Origin of the sequence: Amycolatopsis sp. GA6-003 (genome assembly GCF_046267895.1) — a bacterium.
Taxonomy (GTDB): Bacteria; Actinomycetota; Actinomycetes; order Mycobacteriales; family Pseudonocardiaceae; genus Amycolatopsis.
The window spans coordinates 3,465,661-3,483,601 of sequence record NZ_CP176499.1; the positions used below are offsets into that span (position 1 = coordinate 3,465,661).

At 68.2% G+C, this 17,941-nt stretch carries 16 protein-coding genes; 7 read left to right on the forward strand and 9 right to left on the reverse strand.

Annotated features, from left to right (window positions below; all coding sequences use genetic code 11):
- Both serA and F9C12_RS15190 read right to left on the reverse strand, forming a co-directional pair.
- Positions 1-1,599 carry a phosphoglycerate dehydrogenase gene (gene serA / locus F9C12_RS15185; RefSeq protein ID WP_409182615.1) on the reverse strand — a complete coding sequence of 533 codons (1,599 nt, stop codon included), beginning with the start codon at positions 1,597-1,599 and terminating at the stop codon, positions 1-3.
- 80 nt (positions 1,600-1,679) lie between these two features.
- Positions 1,680-2,279, reverse strand: coding sequence for a TetR/AcrR family transcriptional regulator (locus F9C12_RS15190; RefSeq protein ID WP_409466298.1), 600 nt, complete (start codon positions 2,277-2,279; stop codon positions 1,680-1,682).
- Between the two features lie 207 nt (positions 2,280-2,486).
- On the opposite strand from F9C12_RS15190, the gene F9C12_RS15195 reads away from it, so the two are divergent.
- The 4 genes from F9C12_RS15195 (at position 2,487) to F9C12_RS15210 (ending at position 6,777) form a co-directional block, all read left to right on the forward strand.
- Positions 2,487-3,320, forward strand: a complete 834-nt coding sequence (locus F9C12_RS15195) for a TIGR03620 family F420-dependent LLM class oxidoreductase (RefSeq protein ID WP_409466299.1) — start codon at positions 2,487-2,489, stop codon at positions 3,318-3,320.
- A gap of 342 nt (positions 3,321-3,662) precedes the next feature.
- Positions 3,663-4,289 (forward strand): DUF1345 domain-containing protein, encoded by a 627-nt coding sequence (locus F9C12_RS15200; RefSeq protein ID WP_409466300.1) that lies wholly within the window; start codon positions 3,663-3,665, stop codon positions 4,287-4,289.
- A gap of 154 nt (positions 4,290-4,443) precedes the next feature.
- Complete coding sequence (locus F9C12_RS15205; protein ID WP_409466301.1) at positions 4,444-5,790, forward strand: ankyrin repeat domain-containing protein; 1,347 nt, start codon at positions 4,444-4,446, stop codon at positions 5,788-5,790.
- Between the two features lie 90 nt (positions 5,791-5,880).
- The gene (locus F9C12_RS15210; protein WP_409466302.1) at positions 5,881-6,777 is read left to right on the forward strand and encodes a nuclear transport factor 2 family protein; all 897 of its coding nucleotides are present in this window, start codon (positions 5,881-5,883) and stop codon (positions 6,775-6,777) included.
- Positions 6,778-7,489: 712 nt separating this feature from the next.
- On the opposite strand, the gene F9C12_RS15215 is transcribed toward F9C12_RS15210, so the two are convergent.
- The 3 genes from F9C12_RS15215 to F9C12_RS15225 form a co-directional block, all read right to left on the reverse strand.
- Positions 7,490-8,518, reverse strand: coding sequence for a HEAT repeat domain-containing protein (locus tag F9C12_RS15215; protein ID WP_409466303.1), 1,029 nt, complete (start codon positions 8,516-8,518; stop codon positions 7,490-7,492).
- Positions 8,512-9,192: a HEAT repeat domain-containing protein gene (locus F9C12_RS15220; RefSeq protein WP_409466304.1), complete on the reverse strand. Its 681-nt coding sequence runs from the start codon at positions 9,190-9,192 to the stop codon at positions 8,512-8,514. Before F9C12_RS15220 ends, F9C12_RS15215 begins: the two co-directional genes overlap by 7 nt.
- Before the next feature lie 122 nt (positions 9,193-9,314).
- A complete protein-coding gene (locus F9C12_RS15225) occupies positions 9,315-9,830 on the reverse strand; it encodes a cupin domain-containing protein (protein WP_409466305.1) in 516 nt (171 codons plus the stop codon).
- A gap of 160 nt (positions 9,831-9,990) precedes the next feature.
- On the opposite strand from F9C12_RS15225, the gene F9C12_RS15230 reads away from it, so the two are divergent.
- A complete protein-coding gene (locus tag F9C12_RS15230; RefSeq protein ID WP_409466306.1) occupies positions 9,991-10,551 on the forward strand; it encodes a TetR/AcrR family transcriptional regulator in 561 nt (186 codons plus the stop codon).
- Positions 10,552-10,948: 397 nt separating this feature from the next.
- Here the strand turns inward: F9C12_RS15230 and F9C12_RS15235 are convergent, their stop codons facing one another.
- The 4 genes from F9C12_RS15235 to F9C12_RS15250 all read right to left on the reverse strand — a co-directional run bounded on the left by F9C12_RS15235 (position 10,949) and on the right by F9C12_RS15250 (position 14,755).
- Positions 10,949-11,209: a DUF397 domain-containing protein gene (locus F9C12_RS15235; RefSeq protein ID WP_409182625.1), complete on the reverse strand. Its 261-nt coding sequence runs from the start codon at positions 11,207-11,209 to the stop codon at positions 10,949-10,951.
- Between the two features lie 97 nt (positions 11,210-11,306).
- Positions 11,307-12,320 (reverse strand): ketol-acid reductoisomerase, encoded by a 1,014-nt coding sequence (ilvC, locus tag F9C12_RS15240; RefSeq protein ID WP_009074019.1) that lies wholly within the window; start codon positions 12,318-12,320, stop codon positions 11,307-11,309.
- A gap of 42 nt (positions 12,321-12,362) precedes the next feature.
- Positions 12,363-12,869, reverse strand: a complete 507-nt coding sequence (gene ilvN, locus F9C12_RS15245) for an acetolactate synthase small subunit (RefSeq protein ID WP_184780531.1) — start codon at positions 12,867-12,869, stop codon at positions 12,363-12,365.
- Positions 12,866-14,755, reverse strand: coding sequence for an acetolactate synthase large subunit (locus F9C12_RS15250; protein ID WP_409182626.1), 1,890 nt, complete (start codon positions 14,753-14,755; stop codon positions 12,866-12,868). Before F9C12_RS15250 ends, ilvN begins: the two co-directional genes overlap by 4 nt.
- Positions 14,756-15,079: 324 nt before the next feature.
- On the opposite strand from F9C12_RS15250, the gene F9C12_RS15255 reads away from it, so the two are divergent.
- Positions 15,080-15,658: a PH domain-containing protein gene (locus F9C12_RS15255; RefSeq protein ID WP_409466307.1), complete on the forward strand. Its 579-nt coding sequence runs from the start codon at positions 15,080-15,082 to the stop codon at positions 15,656-15,658.
- A 72-nt stretch (positions 15,659-15,730) separates the two neighbouring features.
- Entirely contained in the window at positions 15,731-17,575 is a 1,845-nt protein-coding gene (gene ilvD / locus F9C12_RS15260) for a dihydroxy-acid dehydratase (RefSeq protein ID WP_409466308.1), read from the forward strand.
- Positions 17,576-17,941 lie beyond the last annotated feature (366 nt).

A 17,941-nucleotide genomic window follows, 5' to 3' on the forward strand; every position in this document is an offset into this window, starting at 1 on the left:
CTAGCTGAAGTCGACGGCGCGGATGGTGTGCGCCCCGACGGTGGCTCCGATCGGCTCGAGCACGTTCGTGTCCACGTGCCGGTCGACGCGCAGCAGCATGATCGAGTCGGAACCGTCGGTGCTCTGGCTGATCTGCGCGGCCTCGATGTTGATGCCCGCCTCGCCGAGCAGCGTGCCGACGCGGCCCATGACGCCGGGCCGGTCCGGGTACTCGATCACCAGCACGTCGCCCTCGGCGCGCAGGTCGAAGTGCCTTCCCTTGACCTCGACGATCTTCTCGACCTCGTCCTTGCCGGTGACCGAACCGGACACGGTGAGCGTCGCGCCGTCGCCGTGCACCGCGCGGAGCGTGACCAGGCTGCGGAACTTCGGGCTTTCCGACTCGGCGACCAGCTCCGCCTGCACGCCGAGTTCCTCGGCCAGCCGCGGCGCGTTGACGAAGGTGACCTGGTCCTCGACCACGCCCGAGAAGAGCCCGCGCAGCGCGGCCAGCTTCAGCACCGCGGTGTCTTCGCTGGAGATCTCGCCCTTGACCTCGACGGTCAGCGACGTCGGCGCCTTCGGGTTCAGCGCGGTCAGCACCTGGCCGAGCTTCTGGGTAAGCGACAGGTACGGCCGCACGTGCTCGCCGACCGCGCCGCCGCCGGACACGTTCACCGCGTCCGGCACGAAGTCGCCGCGCAGCGCCAGCAGCACCGAACGCGCGACGTCCGTGCCCGCGCGGTCCTGCGCCTCGGCGGTGGACGCGCCGAGGTGCGGCGTGACGACGACGTTCGGCAGGTTGAACAGCGGGCTCTCGGTGGTCGGCTCGGTGACGAACACGTCGATGCCGGCACCGCCGACGTGTCCGCTGCGCACCGCGTCGGCCAGCGCTTCCTCGACGATGAGACCGCCGCGGGCGGCGTTGACGATGATCACGCCGGGCTTGGTCTTCTTGAGCGCCTCGGCGTCGATGAGCCCCTTGGTCTCCGGCGTCTTCGGCAGGTGGATGGAGATCGCGTCGGCGCGTTCCAGCAGCTCGTCGAGGGTGACCAGCTCGATGCCCAGCTGGGCGGCGCGCGCGGCCGAGACGTAGGGGTCGTACGCGATGAGCTTGGTCCCGAAGGCGGCGAGCCGCTGGGCGAACAGCTGGCCGATCTTGCCGAGCCCGACGACGCCGACCGTCTTGCCGTTGATCTCGACGCCGGAAAACGAGCTGCGCTTCCACTCGCCGCCGCGCAGGCTCTGGTCGGCGGCGGGAACGCGGCGGGCAACCGCGAGCAGCAGCGCGACCGCGTGCTCGGCAGCGGAGACGATGTTCGACGTCGGCGCGTTCACGACGAGCACCCCGCGCTCGGTGGCGGCCGGGACCTCGACGTTGTCCAGGCCCACGCCCGCGCGGGCGACGACCTTCAGCTGAGTCGTCGCCCCGAGCACCTCGGCGTCGACCTTGGTGGCGGATCGGACCAGAAGCGCGTCGGCGCTCTTCACCGCCTCGAGCAGAGCGGGACGGTCGGTGCCGTCCACGTGCCGGACCTCTACCTCTTCACCGAACACACTCAGCACGGAGGGCGCGAGCTTCTCCGCGATGAGGACTACGGGTTTGCTGGGCTTGGTCACGATGCGGCTCCCACTATCTGGTCACGAAATCGAGGACGCTCTCTCGCGGCGCACGTCGTTGTGCCCGGACTCGCGGGAGTTTAACGCGGTGCGCTGACAGCCCGCTGCCCCCGCTGTTCACTTGTTCGTAATCCGGTGAAGACAAGCGTCATCAGGCGCTCTGTACCGCCTTCTCCCGGAAGGTGGGATCCGGCCCAGGAAGCACCGTGCAGCAACAAAAGCAGCTCCCGGACCGTCACGTCGGCGCGGAAAACGCCGGCCGCCTGCGCCCTGTCCACTAGGTGGGACGCGGCTTCCCGCATCGCTTCGCAGGACGCGTGCAGCCGCGACTCCGGATCGTCGAAGGCGTCGGCCAGCATTTCGGTAAGGCCGCGGTAAACGGCGGAGGTTTCGCCGAAGCCGATGAGCCAGGTGTACAGCCCGTCGAGCGGATCGTCGGCGAGCAGCAGCTCGCGCGCCCTTTCCGCCTGGGTGTCGAAGCGGTCCCGCAGCAGCGTCTCGATCAGGTCTTCCCTGGTCGGGAAGTGGCGATAGAGGGTGCCGATCCCGACGCCGGCACTGCGGGCGACGTCTTCGAGCGAGGCGTCGACGCCTCGCTCGGCGAAGGCACGCCTCGCTTCGACCAGCAGGCGTTCGTAGTTGCGGCGGGCGTCCGCGCGCATCGGCTTGGCGTCGCTCATCTCGGGTCTCAGCTTATCCCGTGACAAATCGGAGGGGTCCTCCGTATAGTAACCGGAGGCAGCCTCTGTTTTAGGGTGCGTCCTCAGTGGACGTACCGGCCTTGGCTGCTCCGGGATCAATGCCGCGCTCCTGCGGCCTGGAAACTTCTTGGAGTCCGTTGTGGATTTGTTCGCGAAATTCGCCGCCGACACGGAAGGCGAGGCGCAATGACAGTCGGGATCTGGACATTCGCCTTTGACGGCAAGGAAATCGGCGAAGTACGCGCGGCCGCCCGCGAGGTCGAGTCGCTGGGCTTCACGGCGCTGTGGTTCGGCGAATACCGCGGGCGGGAGGCGTTCACTCAGGCCGCGTTGCTGCTCGAAGCGACCACGACCTTGACCGTGGCAACCGGAATCGCCCGGTTTTCCGAACGGTCTGCGGCATCCGCCGAAGCCGCGGGACGCACACTGGCAGAGGCGTATCCGGGACGGTTCACGCTGGGGCTGGGCGGGCATCGACCTGGCGGCGGAGGCAGCGCGATGCAGGACTACCTCGACGCCATGGACGCAGCGGATCTGGACTTTGCTTCTGATTCCCGACCGCGTCGGCTTCTAGCCGCGCTCGGACCCAAAATGCTGAAACTCGCGGCAACCCAGGCCGACGGCGCACACCCCTACTTCGTCCCTCCCGAGCATACGGCGTTCGCCCGGGAAACGCTCGGACCGGACGCGTACCTCGCCGTCGAACAAGCCGTTGTCCTCGACGCAGATCCATTGCGAGCGCGGCAAATCGCTCGCGAACACGTCGCCGGCTACGTGCGGATGGCTCCACACCAACGAGCGAATCTCCGCCGCCTCGGCTACTCCGAGGAAGACCTGGCCGACGGCGGCAGCGGCCGGCTCGTCGACGCCATCGTGGCCTACCGCAGCGAGCAGGAAGTCGCCGACCGAATCCGCGCACACCTCGACGCCGGCGCGGACCACGTCTGCGTCCAGGTCCTCGCCGCCGGACCGGAGATCCCGCTGGACGGCTGGCGTCGCCTCGCTCCGCTGGTTCCCTGACTCCCGGTGGGGCTTTCGAGGCTTCTCCCGGAAGCCCCACCGCGACCAGCACCCGACGTCTCCGCCGACCCAGCCGACCCGTACTCGCCGAAGCAGCCCAGACCCCGGAAAACCCAGCTCACCATGGATTCGCCACTAAACGGCGAAACTCTTCATCCCCTGCATACGGCCACTTTCCCGTTCAACACCGACGTTCCCACACTGCCCGGCCCGCCACGGCCACCCCAGCGAACACTTCCCCTGAACGGGCGATCCGGACGAGACGGTTTCGCCGTTCAGCGGCCACCACCCGCTGTTATCTTCGCGGAACGCCTCGCCCGCGTTCGCCCCCGGGAGCCGCCGGTGTTCACGAAACTCGCCATCGCCGCGTCCCGAATGGTCGAACTCGTCCTGCTGACGCTCGGGATCGCCACCTTCATCCAAGACGACAATGTCCTCGTCCTCCTCTTACGGGACCTGCTCGCTCTGGTCTACCTCGGCATCCGGGTCGCGCGAGTGTCCCGCAGCCGGAAAATCGACCACACCGACGCCCGGTGGCTGAAAGGCGTTCTGGGCCGTCGGCTCGGACTGTTGTTCACCCTGTTGACCAGCCTCGTCGGCGTCACCGCCGGACTGTCGATCGTCCTGCCGGAAACGGCGGGCATCGACCCGGACCAAGCGAAAATCGTCGGCGTTCCGGCGGTCCTGCTGGCCTGGGCGATCCTGCACTTCGGCTACGCGGAACGCTACGCCCAGAAGTACTACGACAGCCTCCCGACGCAACACTTCCGCTTCCCCGAAACCGAACGCCCCATACTGGCCGATTTCACCTATTTCGCGTTCACCATCGGGACGAGCTTCGCGGTCTCGGACGTCGAAACGCGAACGACGTCGATCCGTTCCCTGGTGCTCGCGCACAGCGTCCTGTCCTTCATGTACAACACGGCCACGCTCGGCATCGCGGTCAGCGTCATCACCGGCGGACGTTGACCCTTCTGAGCTACAGTGGTTCTCGCGCGGCAGGGGCCGCGTCCTGTCCGCGGAAAGGGCTGAGCCCACCCCCGTACCACGAGTTGCCGAGCTTTCCTTCTTCCCTGCCCGGTGCCGGCGGACCACGGGCGCGCAAGGGAAGGAAGGACTTCCGATGACGGCCTTGCCCGCCAACCCCGACCTCGGCCAGCTCCGCAAACAGGCGAAGGAACTCGCCCGCGCCGACTCGGTCGCCCTGTCGGAAGCGCAGTTCCGGCTCGCCCGCCGCTACGGATTCCCCAGCTGGCCGCAACTTCAGGCGTACGTCCGCCGCATCGCCGAACACGGCCCGGACGTCCAGCACGCGTACCACCAGGACGTCGAGTACTACCGCGACCGCGCCACCGGCCTCCTCGCCTCCGCCGAAGACGGCACCCCGGACGCCCGCGCCGCCTTCGCCCGGCACGAACAACCGCTGACCCGCACCGGCGCGCTCACCGTCATCGCCCGCGAGCACGGCTTCCCGGCCTGGCGGGCATTGAAAGCCCACGTCGAGGATTTGCCGAAAAACGGCGAACCGTTCGCCCGGGCTTATCAGCTGGTAGAAGCCCGAGACGTCGACGGGCTGACGACGCTGCTGACCGAAGCTCCGCACCTGGCCCGCGCCCGAGGCACCAACGGAAACGATCTTCTCGGCATGGCCGCCGCGACCCATGACGAACGCCTCGTCCGCGTCCTGCTCGCCCACGGTGCCGACCCCGCGCGAGCCAACGCACACGGATGGACTGCCTTACATCAAGCCGCCTACAGCAACTTACCACTGATCGCCGACCTTTTGCTCAACGCCGGCGCGCCCTTGACCGTATCCGGCCGCGGCGACGGCGGAACGCCGCTCATTGTGGCCCTGTTTTGGGGAAATCGCGCTGTTGCCGAAAAACTGGCAACGCACGAACGGTCCCCTCGCAACCTTCGCGTCGCAGCCGGTCTCGGCGACGCCGCACTGCTGGATGAACTCGTCAGTCCAAAGGGGACTCTTTCCCCAGCGGCCGGCGCACACCGTGAGTTCTACCGTCCACACAGCGGTTTTCCCTTCTGGAAGCCAACAAACGACCCAGCAGAGATCCTCGACGAGTCCCTCGCCTGGGCCTCCCGCAACAACCAAGTAGCCGCACTCCGCACCCTGGCCGCCCGCGGCGCGAACCTGGACGCCGACGTCTACCGCGGCACCGCCCTCGCCTGGGCGGCGACGTGTGGCCACTCAGCGGCAACAGAAACGCTTCTGTCACTGGGCGCGAACGTCAACCAGATCGGCACCTTCGGCGGCCCACGCCACGGCGCCGGTGTCACGGCGCTGCACCTGGCCGCCCAAAGCAACCGCCTGGACGTCATCGAAATCCTCGCATCCGCCGGCGCCGACCTCACCGCCCGCGACGCCCTCTGGGACAGCACCCCCGAAGGCTGGGCCGAAGCCTGCGACAGCCCCGACGCCCGAGAACTACTGCGCCGCCTCAGTCGCCACTAATCGGCAACTCCCGACAGTAGACAACCGGAGTAGACAGTCCGTATCGTAACGGACTACCGACTCCGGTTAATCGACCCCGCGGAGACCCTCATGCCCACCGCACGCGACCTGTTCGACCAGCTCTCCACCGGAATCACCGACGGCCGCTTCGCCGACCTCGCACAGCTCTACGCGGAGGACACCGTCGTCGAACACCCCACCGCCGTCCCGAGGCCCGGCCGCATAGAAGGCCGAGCCGCGGTGCACGACCGTTTCGTCAGCGGCCTGGGCCAGCTCCTTCGGCTCAACCGCCACGACGTCACCATCCACGAAACCGCCGACCCCGAAGTCATCGTCGCCGAATACCAGTACACCGCCGAGTCGCGAAAAACCGGCCGGACGGCCGAAACGGCGAACATCCAAGTCCTCCGCGCCCGCGACGGGCTCCTCATCCACACCCGCGACTACCACGACTACCTGCGCCTAGCCGCCATCCAAAACGCCGCTGGCGACTTAGCCGAGGCCTACGCCCAAGCGCCCGCTTACGAATCCCGCCCCATCGCCCCGCGCCCGTCCGAACTCTTCTCCCCGAACAGCCGTGAAGGCGTATTCCAACGAGTCGTCTTCGGCGTCGCCGACGGACGCTGGTCCGAACTCCCCGACCTCTATGCGGCAAAGACCGATGTCCGCCACCCGTTCCTGCCCGGAGCCCCCGGCCTCCGCACCCGAGACGACCTGCGCGCCCACTTCGCCATCGGTGCCGCAGCAGGATTCCGCATCGAGGTGACCGATCTGGTACTCCACCTGAGCACCGACCCAGAAGTCATCATCGGCGAATCGACCTATGTAGGCGAAACCAGCTCCGGCACCCCGTTTCAGGTGAACAACATCTTCGCAATGCGCATCCGAGACGGTGAAATCGTCGAATCCCGCGACTACGGAGACCACCTCGCCCTGGCCGCAGCCACCGGTCGACTGCCGGAACTAATCGCCCGCGTCGCCGAATAGCGGCAACTCGACCACGCTGTCGCCACTAAACGGCAACGCCTCACTGGACGCCAGACGCGACCGCTCCACGGCAGCCCAGCACTGTGTCGCCACTAAACGGCGACACCCTCATCAAGGCTGGACGCCGTCACCTCGCAACGACGGCGTCCCAACGTTGCCGCTCAGTGGCGAGTCACCGCCACGCCGTCCGATGACCCAGCCGTTGAAACGCCCGTCGCCATTTAGCGGCAACATCCACCACCGCGGCCTGCCTGCAGAACAAGCACGCTGAGAGCCGTCGCCGCTCAGAGGCAACGTCGCCGTCACGCTCATCGCCACCCAACGACTACAGCCGTCACTATGCGCCGCCGCGTCCGTCGCCATTCAGCGGAAACATCTGCCGCCACAGCTCTCGCCGCGCATCGGCAACCACTCACTACTCCGCCCCTCGCCGTTCAATGGCAAACACCCGCCATCCCGACCCCTCGCCGTCCGACGACAAACACCCGTGCCCCGGCCTCCCTCAATCGGCGAACACCCGACCGTTGCCGGTCGACAACCGTCCCTGCAGCTTTCGCCAATCAACGGCAACTCACCTCGCAAGCCGCCAACCACCCGGCCCGGCCTGTCGCCACTAAACGGCAACGAGCCCCGCAGCAACTTTCGCCATTAAATGGCAAAAGCCCCTGACCAGCACCGATCGCCGAAAACCTCCGCCAACCGCCCGCACCGCCTAGCTGATTTCAGAGCCCCCACCAACGCCCTCACGCTCTTCCACCACCCTCACCAGAACCGAAGCCACCAACGCGACATCCCGATCCCCATCCCCCGCCAACCGCCGCAACGCCTCGTGCGCGAGTGTCCCCGGCATCTCCGCAAGCGCCTGCGTCAACCGGATCCGCACCGCCGAATCCACCGGATGCGCCGCCAACGCATCGACCAACGCGCCGACAATCCCGTCCACTCCCCCATCCGCCAACGCACCCAAAACTTCAGCCGCCTCGACGTCGTTTCGCCCCTCGACGACCATTTCGACCAGCGTCGGCACAGCCTCCTTCGCTCCGCGTGCGCCTAAAGCAAGTGCCGCATGCCGACGGACCACAGCGTCTGAACCCGCGAGCGCGTCCATCAACACCGCAGTCACCTCTTCGCCGGGCAACTCAATAAGTGCCAGGATCGCGCGCCGGCGGACCTCGGCGTCTTCCGAACCGAGACCAGCCGCCACATTCGCCACCCCGTCGCCATCGGTTCGAGCGAGGGCCCAGCGCAGTGCGCCGGCGACATTCGGATCGGATTCGGCGAGAACCGCTTTGGCCAGGACCTCAGCCGGAACCGGCACATCGTCGGCGGGAGCCAGGACGGTTTGCTGCCGTCGCGCGGCACCCGGCGAGCTGAGCCCGCGCAACAGCTCGACGATGCGCAAGGCAGCTTCCCAACCGGAGGGTGCCGAGGCATCGACCGCACGGAGCCGGTCAAGTAGCTCCTGTTCCCGCTTCAGCCGGTCTTCGGTCCGCCGGATGAGGTCGCCGACCAGCTCCGACGGCACGAAGGCGGGATCTTCCAGCGCCCGGCCGATCTGCCGCAGCGACATCCCGAGCGACCGCAGGCTTTCCACATGGAAGATGCGGCGAATGTCGTCCGCGGAGTACTCGCGATAGCCGCCCACGGTGCGGCCGGTCGGCCGCACCAGCCCGAGGGCGTCGTAGTGCCGGAGCATCCGGGTACTGACCCCCGAGCGGCGGGCGACCTCGCCGATCAGCACGCGATTTCCTGAGCCCGCTCGGGACCGAGCGCGACGATCCGTTTCGCCTCGTCCACGGCCTGGTCGAAACCGGTGTCCGGGTCATGGAGCAGCCGCAAGGTGACGGCGGCGTGTGCCCGGACGGCCGGGTCTGGGCTCGTCACTGTGTCCTCCAAGACCGGCTCGATGACGGGACCGAGCGCGACCAACGCCCGGCTGAGGCTGAGCTGCACGGTTCGGTCGCCACGACCGAGCTGAGTCACAAGTTCCGCAGCCAGCCCGGCCTTGTCGCCGTCCGGCACGAGGACGACAGCCGCTCGCCACGCGCTTCTCGCGACCTCGTCGTCGGCGTCGCACAGCAACGATCGGGTGATCGCTGGCCACGCGTTCTTGTCGCCGATTTTGGACAACGTGTGCAGCGACTGGCTCCGGGCCTGCGCCACCGGGGACCGCAGCTCCGTGAGAAGCCGCGGCACGGTGTCCTCCGCCGGGAACCGGGTCAACGCCCAGGTGAGCATGTCGCGCACGAAAAAGTCCGGCTCGATCGCGCACCGTGCGACGAGCGTCTCCACGAGACGAGGGTCGTCCGGGTGCGTTCCGACCGTCAGGGCGGCCTGCAGCCGCGTCGACGAGTTTCCGGCACCCAACGCCTCGATCAGCCGCGTGAGCTGGGAATTCATCTGTGTCGAGTTCATCGGGATCACCTCCGCCGACCAGTGAAGACCTTGTCACAATGTCAATGTCAAACCCGGCAGGCAAAAGGAACCGTCGCCGTTCAGTGGCGAAAACGGTGTCGCCGCTCAGTGGCGAATCCGGCCTACGCCCGATCTGCACCGACAGCGACGCCGACGATCGTGCACGGTTCGACGCCGTGGTTTCGCCAGGCGTGCCGCGTACCGTTCTGGACGAGGACATCGCCTGCCCGCAAGACCGTCTGATCCCCGTCATCCAGCTCCAGCGTGACCTCGCCCGAGACGACCAGGACGTAATCGAGGGTGTCGGTGGTGTGCATGCCCGGCGCGTCAGGCTCCATTGCGGCGACCGCACCCGGTGCCTGTCGCTCCAGTTCTTCCCACGCTGCCGCCACGTCGAGATCCGGCGCCGGCGTCAGCTCGCCAGGCGCGATCGTGTTGATCATGAACCGCGAACCGTCCCGCGGCGGGTAATACGCCTCAGCCCGATGCGGCGAGCCGTCGTCGGGAAATACCGGTCGCTCGTCCCTGCCCCACAGCCGGTAGATCGCGCAGCCCGGCATCAAGCCGGAGGCGATCGGCTCGACGGCGCCATCGGCGACTACCCGGGCCTTGCCGTCGGAGTCGTGCCCGGTGACCACTCGGCGAACCTTCGCGTGTGCCATCACTTCGCCCCTCAGTACGGCACCGTATGGATACGGCTGCGTATGGATACGGTTGCGTATGGATACGGTTGCGTATGGATACGCCACCGTATCCAGTGCGGACAGGGCCGTCAATACGGTGGCGTATCCTCCGCGCATGGTGAACGACTCGCCCCGGCTGTCCGCCGAGGACTGGACGCGGGCCGCGCTGAAGGCGATCGCGGAGGGCGGGCTGGCCGCGGTCGGAGTAGAACCGCTCGCGCGGACGCTCGGCGTGACCAAGGGCAGTTTCTACGCGCACTTCCGCAACCGGGACGAGCTGATCACCGCGGCTCTCGCCGATTGGGGGCGAAACCACGGCGAAGCGGGGCTCGCCAAGTACGCCGCAATCGCCGATCCGCGGCAACGGCTGCGCGAACTGCTCACCGCCGTCGTGCGCGCCGTCCAGCCGTTGGCCCCGTCGGTGCACCTGAGCCTGCTCGGCGATCGCAACGACCCGCGGGTCAAGGACGCGGTCAGCCGCGTCAACCAAGCCCGACTCAACCTTCTGACCAGCACGTATCGCGAACTCGGCCTCCCGGCGGACCAAGCCGAGCACCGGGCACGAGTCGCGTACGCGGCCATTCTCGGGCTGTTGCACCTAGCCCAAACCGAGCCGGATTCGCCAAGTCCCGACGCACTCGCCGACGCAGCGGCCGCGATCTTCCTGCCGTCCTGAAAGTCAGCCCACAGGTACATCACTGGCGTCCTGGCGGGCGATCCGTCGGGACACGAACGGGTCCGGCTGGACGGAATGGCCGCGAAACGGCGAAAACCTGATCGGCCACGCAGCCGTCACCCCGGCGAACTCGTGTGCCGGAGCCAAGCCGGTTTCCCACGTCCGCACTGGTCTCCAGCCGCGGACTGCCGATCAGACCACCGCACTCATCGCGACGCTCGGAGCCATCTGCTCCAGACAACCCACCGCCGCGCGGGAAACGCCACAACCGCACTGACGAAGACCTCGGACCTGGGCAATCACGCCGCGAACCACGGATTCGCCACTAAACGGCAACAGCCGTCCAAAGGCACCGCGGCCGGATCTCCATCCAGCCAGAACCCATGGGTCCGAAGACCTACTCCGGCAACTCGAACTCCCCGTCCCGAACCCCGCGAGTGAACGCGTCCCACTCCGAAGGCGTGAAAACCAGCACCGCCCCGTCCGGATCGGTCGGCTGCCGGATGGCCACGTAGGTCACCCCGTCCGAGTGCGGGACGAACGCGTACTCCGCGCAATGCTCCAGGGTCACGCCCGCCGGTTCGGCGCGGATCCAGGTCGCGCCGGTGAGGTCGAGTTCGTGCCGGATGTGCGCCTTGTCGTCGGTCGGGCGGCTCATCGGCACAGCGTATCCGCCATTCAGCGGCAACGCCTGGAACGAAAGAGACCCTGCCGTCCGGCGAACGGACGACAGGGCCTCCTCCTGAGGAAACCGGTCAGGCGGTCTCGGTGATCGGCCGGTCCACCCACGACATCAGGTCGCGGAGCTTCTTGCCGGTCTTCTCGATCGGGTGCTGGTTGCCCTGCTCCTCGAGCTTCGTGAAGTTCGGCCGGCCTGCCTCGTCCTCAGCCACCCATTCGCGGGCGAAGGTGCCGTCCTGGATCTCGCCCAGGATCTTCTTCATCTCCTCCTTGACGGCCGGCGAGATGACGCGCGGGCCGCGGGTGAGGTCGCCGTACTCGGCGGTGTCGGAGATGGAGTAGCGCTGGCGCGCGATGCCGCCCTCGTACATCAGGTCGACGATCAGCTTCAGCTCGTGCAGCACCTCGAAGTAGGCGATCTCCGGGGCGTAGCCAGCCTCGGTGAGCACCTCGAAACCGGTCTGCACCAGCGCGGACGCGCCGCCGCACAGCACGGCCTGCTCGCCGAAGAGGTCGGTCTCGGTCTCCTCGGTGAAGGTCGTCTTGATGACGCCGGCCCGCGCGCCGCCGATCGCCGCGGCGTAGGAGAGCGCGAGCGCCTGCGCGTTGCCCGAAGCGTCCTGCTCGACCGCGATCAGGCAGGGCACGCCCTTGCCGTCCACGAACTGGCGGCGGACCAGGTGGCCCGGGCCCTTCGGGGCGACCATCGCGACGTCGACGTTCGCCGGCGGCTTGATCAGGTCGTACCGGATGTTGAAGCCGTGGCCGAAGAAGAGCGCGTCGCCGTCCTTGAGGTGCGGCGCGATGTGCTCTTCGTAGATGAAGCGCTGCTTCGTGTCCGGAGCGAGGATCATGATCACGTCGGCCTCGGCGGCCGCCTCGGCGACCGACAGCACGCGCAGGCCCTGCTCCTCGGCCTTCGCCCGGGACTTGGACCCCTCCTGCAGGCCGATCCGGACGTCGACGCCCGAGTCGCGCAGGCTGAGCGAGTGCGCGTGGCCCTGGCTGCCGTAGCCGATCACGGCGACCTTGCGACCCTGGATGATCGACAGGTCGGCGTCGTCGTCGTAGAAGATTTCCACTGCCATGGGGGGTACTACTTCCTTCCGTACTTACACGAAATCTGAGGTTCAGCGGGGAGAAGTGGCGGTGATCGAGCGGGCCCCGCGGCCCACCGCGACCATGCCGGACTGGACGAGTTCGCGGATGCCGTACGGCTCCAGCATCCGCAGCAGCGCGCCGATCTTGTCCGACGTCCCGGTCGCCTCGACGGTGAGCGCCTCCGGCGAGACGTCCACCACCTTGGCGCGGAAGAGCTGGACGGTCTCGAGGACCTGGCTGCGCACGGTGGCGTCCGCCCTGACCTTCACGAGCAGCAGTTCGCGCTGCACCGCGCTGCCGGCTTCCAGCTCGACGATCTTGATCACGTTCACCAGCTTGTTGAGCTGTTTGGTCACCTGTTCGAGCGGTAGCTCTTCGACGGCGACCACGATCGTCATCCGGGACACCTCGGGGTTCTCCGTGGGCCCGACAGCAAGGGACTCGATGTTGAAGCCGCGGCGGGAGAACAGTCCGGAGACCCGGGCGAGCACGCCGGGCTTGTTCTCGACCAGCACGCTCAGCGTGTGGACAGTCATGCTTGCTCTCCCTCCGCGGCGGCGGCCTCGGCAGCGGCTTCCTGCGAAACCTCGTCGTCGTCGAACAGCGGCCGGATGCCGCGGACGGCCATGATCTCGTCGTTCCCGGTGCCCGCGGCGACCATCGGCCACACCTGGGCATCCTTCCCCACGACGAAATCGATCACGACGGGGCGGTCGTTGATTTCCATCGCGCGCCGGATCGTCGCGTCGACGTCCTCCTTGGCCTCGCAGCGCAGGCCCGCGCAGCCGAGCGCCTCGGCCAGCAGCGTGAAGTCCGGGATGCGGTGCTTGTGCGTGCCGAGATCGGTGTTGGAGTACCGCTCGGAGTAGAACAGGTTCTGCCACTGGCGGACCATGCCGAGGTTGCCGTTGTTGATCACGGCGACCTTGATCGGCGCGCCTTCGATGGCGCACGTGGCGAGTTCCTGGTTGGTCATCTGGAAGCAGCCGTCGCCGTCGATCGCCCACACCTGCGTGTCCGGCAGGCCGAACTGCGCGCCCATCGCGGCCGGGACGGCGAAGCCCATGGTGCCGAGGCCGCCGGAGTTGATCCAGGTGCGCGGCTTCTCGTACTTGACGAACTGCGCGGCCCACATCTGGTGCTGCCCGACGCCCGCGGCGTACACCGCGTCCGGGCCGACCAGCTCGCCGATCCGCTCGATGACGTACTGCGGCGACAGCGAACCGTCGTCGGGCCATTCGTAGCCCGCCGGGTAGTCCTCGCGCCACGAATCGACCTGCGTCCACCAGTCGCTCAGGTCCGGACGGGCGCGCTCGAACTCGGTCTTCACCGCTTCGATCAGCTCGCCGATGATCTCCTTGCAGTCGCCGACGATCGGCACGTCCGCCTTGCGGTTCTTGGAGATCTCGGCCGGGTCGATGTCCGCGTGGACGATCTTCGCGTCCGGCGCGAACGACGACAGCTGGCCGGTGACCCGGTCGTCGAACCGGGCGCCGAGCGCGACCAGCAGGTCAGCGCGCTGCATCGAGGCGACCGCGGCGACGGAGCCGTGCATGCCGGGCATGCCGACGTGCTGACGGTGCGAATCGGGGAACGCGCCGCGCGCCATCAGCGTGGTCGCGACCGGGATGCCGGTCAGCTCGGCGAGTTCGCGCAGCTGCTGCGACGCCTCGGCCTTGATCACGCCGCCGCCGACGTACAGCACCGGCCGCTGGGCCTGCGCGATCAGCTTCGCGGCCTCGCGGACCTGCTTGCCGTGCGGCCGCAGCGTCGGGCGGTAGCCGGGCAGCCGGAGTTCGGGCGGCCAGGAGAACGAGGTCATCTCCTGCAGCACGTCCTTGGGGATGTCCACCAGGACCGGACCGGGGCGTCCGGTCGCGGCCAGGTGGAACGCCTCGGCGATCGCCCTCGGGATTTCCGCCGGGTCGGTGACGAGAAAGTTGTGCTTGGTGATCGGCATGGTGATGCCGCAGATGTCGGCTTCCTGGAACGCGTCGGTGCCGATCAGGCTGCGCGACTGCTGCCCGGTGATGGCGACGACCGGGACCGAGTCCATGTTGGCGTCGGCCAGCGGGGTGACGAGGTTCGTGGCCCCCGGACCCGAGGTCGCCATGCAGACGCCGACCTTGCCGGTCGCCTGCGCGTAGCCGGTGGCGGCGTGCCCGGCGCCCTGCTCGTGGCGGACCAGGACGTGCCGGACCTTCGTGGAGTCGAGCAACGGGTCGTAGGCGGGAAGGATGGTGCCACCCGGAATGCCGAACACGACCTCCGCGCCGACCGCCTCGAGCGAGCGGACGAGCGACTGCGCGCCGGTCACGCGCACCGGCGTACCCGCCGGCGGGGCGGGCTTCGGACGTGCTCCTGGGACACCGGGCGCGGTCGGCCCGGGCTTCGCGTCGCTGCGCGACGTGGCACTGGTCATCGGTTCTGCCTCGTGGGTTCTCGGTGTCACTCGTTCGGGTTGTCTGGGCCGTACTTCCGGTCGGGGAACCGGTTTCACGCAACAAAAAACCCTCGCCGACCGTAAGGTCGCACGAGGGTCGCGCGTCGACGCAGAGGACTCTTCCTAAGCGTCGGCGCGCTTGGGAAGTACGAGACCGGTCTGCGTAATCACGGCCCCGACGTTAGTCGCGCGCCCGGGCGAGTGTCAACTCTACGGGACGGCGGTTCCGCATCGTGGACGGCCAGTACTGCCCGCGCGCGACCCGGGCGCAGGTCGCTCGCGGCGTCGGTGCACCATTCCTTCGTGGCCAAGAAACAGCAGGACCAGCGTGCGGACGAGGGCCGGAAGGCCGTGTTCCGGATCCCGACCACGGCGTATCTCGCGATCGGTCTGCTGACCGTCTGTGTGACACCGATCGCACTGGGCGAGATCGGCGGATTCCAGTGGCTGTACGTCTTCCCGCTCGCGCTGCTCGTGTTCGTCGCGCGCACGCGCACCGTCGCGACCCGCGAGGGACTGCACGTCCGGACCGTCTTCGGCAAGCGCGACCTGCCGTGGTCGTCGCTCAAGGGCCTGGCGATCACGAACAAAGCCCGCGTGCGCGCGGTTCTCGGCGACGACACCCAGGTCAGCCTTCCCACGGTGCGGACGCGGCACCTTCCGGTACTGGCTCTGGTGAGCGAGGGCAAGATCAAGGACCCGTCGGGCGTGCTGAGCGACGAGGAACTCGCTGGGCGGAAACCGGCCGCTGAGACCGCACCGGACGCCGCGCCAGAGCCCGCTCCGGAACCCGCTCCCGAGCCCTCCCCCGGGCCCGTCGCACCGGAGCCTGCCGCCGACGCGGAACGGACCGGCGGCGGCAACGGCAAACCCGCCGAGTAGAATTGGTAGGACCAGTTTGCGGAGCCGTAGTTCCCCTCCGCCTGGTTCAGCCTTCTGACCTGGGAGAATGCCGTGCCGCACCTCCGTTCCCGGACCACCACCCACGGTCGCAACGCGGCGGGCGCACGCTCGCTCTGGCGTGCGACCGGAATGACCGACAGCGATTTCGGCAAGCCGATCGTCGCGATCGCCAACTCCTACACCCAGTTCGTGCCCGGCCACGTGCACCTCAAGGACCTCGGCGAGATCGTCGCCGAGGCGGTCGCCGAAGCCGGCGGCATCGCGCGCGAGTTCCACACGATCGCGGTCGACGACGGCATCGCGATGGGCCACTCGGGCATGCTCTACTCGCTGCCCTCGCGCGAGATCATCGCGGACTCGGTGGAGTACATGGTCAACGCGCACCAGGCCGACGCGCTGGTGTGCATCTCCAACTGCGACAAGATCACGCCGGGCATGCTCAACGCCGCGATGCGGCTCAACATCCCGACCGTGTTCGTCTCCGGCGGTCCGATGGAGGCCGGCAAGGCGGTGGTCGTCGAAGGCGTCGCGCAGGCCCCAACGGACCTGATCACCACCATCGCGGCGTCCGCGAACTCGGCGATCGACGAGGCCGGTCTGGCCGAGGTCGAGCGCTCCGCCTGCCCGACCTGCGGTTCGTGCTCCGGCATGTTCACCGCGAACTCGATGAACTGCCTCACCGAAGCGCTGGGGTTGTCGTTGCCGGGCAACGGTTCCACGCTCGCGACGCACGCGGCCCGGCGAGAGCTGTTCTCCAACGCCGGACGCACGGTGGTCGAACTGTGCAAGCGCTGGTACGGCTCCGACGACGAGTCGGTGCTGCCGCGTTCGATCGCCACGAAGAAGGCGTTCGAGAACGCGATGGCGCTCGACATGGCCATGGGCGGGTCGACGAACACCGTGCTGCACATCCTCGCCGCCGCGCAGGAAGGCGAGGTCGACTTCACGATCAGCGACATCGACGCCATCGGGCGGCGGGTGCCGTGCCTGTCGAAGGTCGCGCCGAACTCCGACTACCACATGGAAGACGTCCACCGGGCCGGCGGAATCCCCGCCATCCTGGGCGAGCTGTACCGCGGCGGTCTCCTGAACACCGACGTGCACGCGGTCCACGCGCCGGACCTCGCCACGTGGCTGAACGAGTGGGACATCCGCGCCGAGTCTCCGTCGGAGAAGGCGCTGGAGCTGTTCCACGCCGCGCCGGGCGGGGTCCGGACCACGCAGGCGTTCTCGACGGAAAACCGCTGGTCGTCGCTGGACACTGATGCCGTCGGCGGCTGCATCCGCGACGTCGAACACGCCTACACGAAGGACGGTGGCCTCGCGATCCTGCGCGGCAACCTGGCCGAGAACGGCGCAGTGATCAAGTCCGCGGGCATCGACGAAGACCTGTGGCACTTCCAGGGCCCGGCTCGGGTGCTGGAGAGCCAGGAGGAGGCCGTGTCGGCGATCCTCAAGAAGGAGATCCAGCCGGGCGAGGTGCTGGTCATCCGCTACGAGGGCCCGGCGGGCGGCCCCGGCATGCAGGAAATGCTGCACCCGACGGCGTTCCTCAAGGGTTCCGGCCTCGGCAAGAAGTGCGCCCTGATCACCGACGGCCGCTTCTCCGGCGGCTCCTCGGGCATCTCGGTCGGCCACATCTCGCCGGAAGCCGCCGCGGGCGGGCTGATCGGCCTGGTGGAGAACGGCGACCAGATCATCTTGGACGTCCACGAGCGCCGGCTCGAGCTGCTCGTCGACCCCGAGATCCTGGCCGAGCGGCGGGCGAAGATGGAAGCTTCGGAGCGTCCGTGGCAGCCGAAGGACCGGGAGCGCCCGATCACCTCCGCGCTGCGGGCCTACGCCCGGATGGCCACCTCGGCCGACACCGGCGCGGTTCGGGATCCGAACCGCTGATCCTGCCCGATTGCTTCTGCTGGGAGGGGGCCCGCGCGTGGTGCGTGGGCCCCTTTTCGGTGTCGCGACCAAGTCGGCTTCCACCGCCGAAATCTCGGACGCGCTCCCCGCCAGATCCCGGTCGGCGCGATTCGCCGCTAAACGGCCACCGGTCAGCACGGGCCAGCCCGCGTCCCCGGTCCACAACATTCGCCGCTAAACGGCGAACGCTCCTCGCGCGGGTCAGCCCAAGCTTCTGATCGACGCGATTCGCCACTCACCGGCAAACAGCCGATTCCGGGTTAGCCCACGACTCCGAGCGGTGCGAATCGCCATTGAACGGCCACCGGTCGCCCCGCCCACGCCGAGACTCCGCCTCCAGCCGTG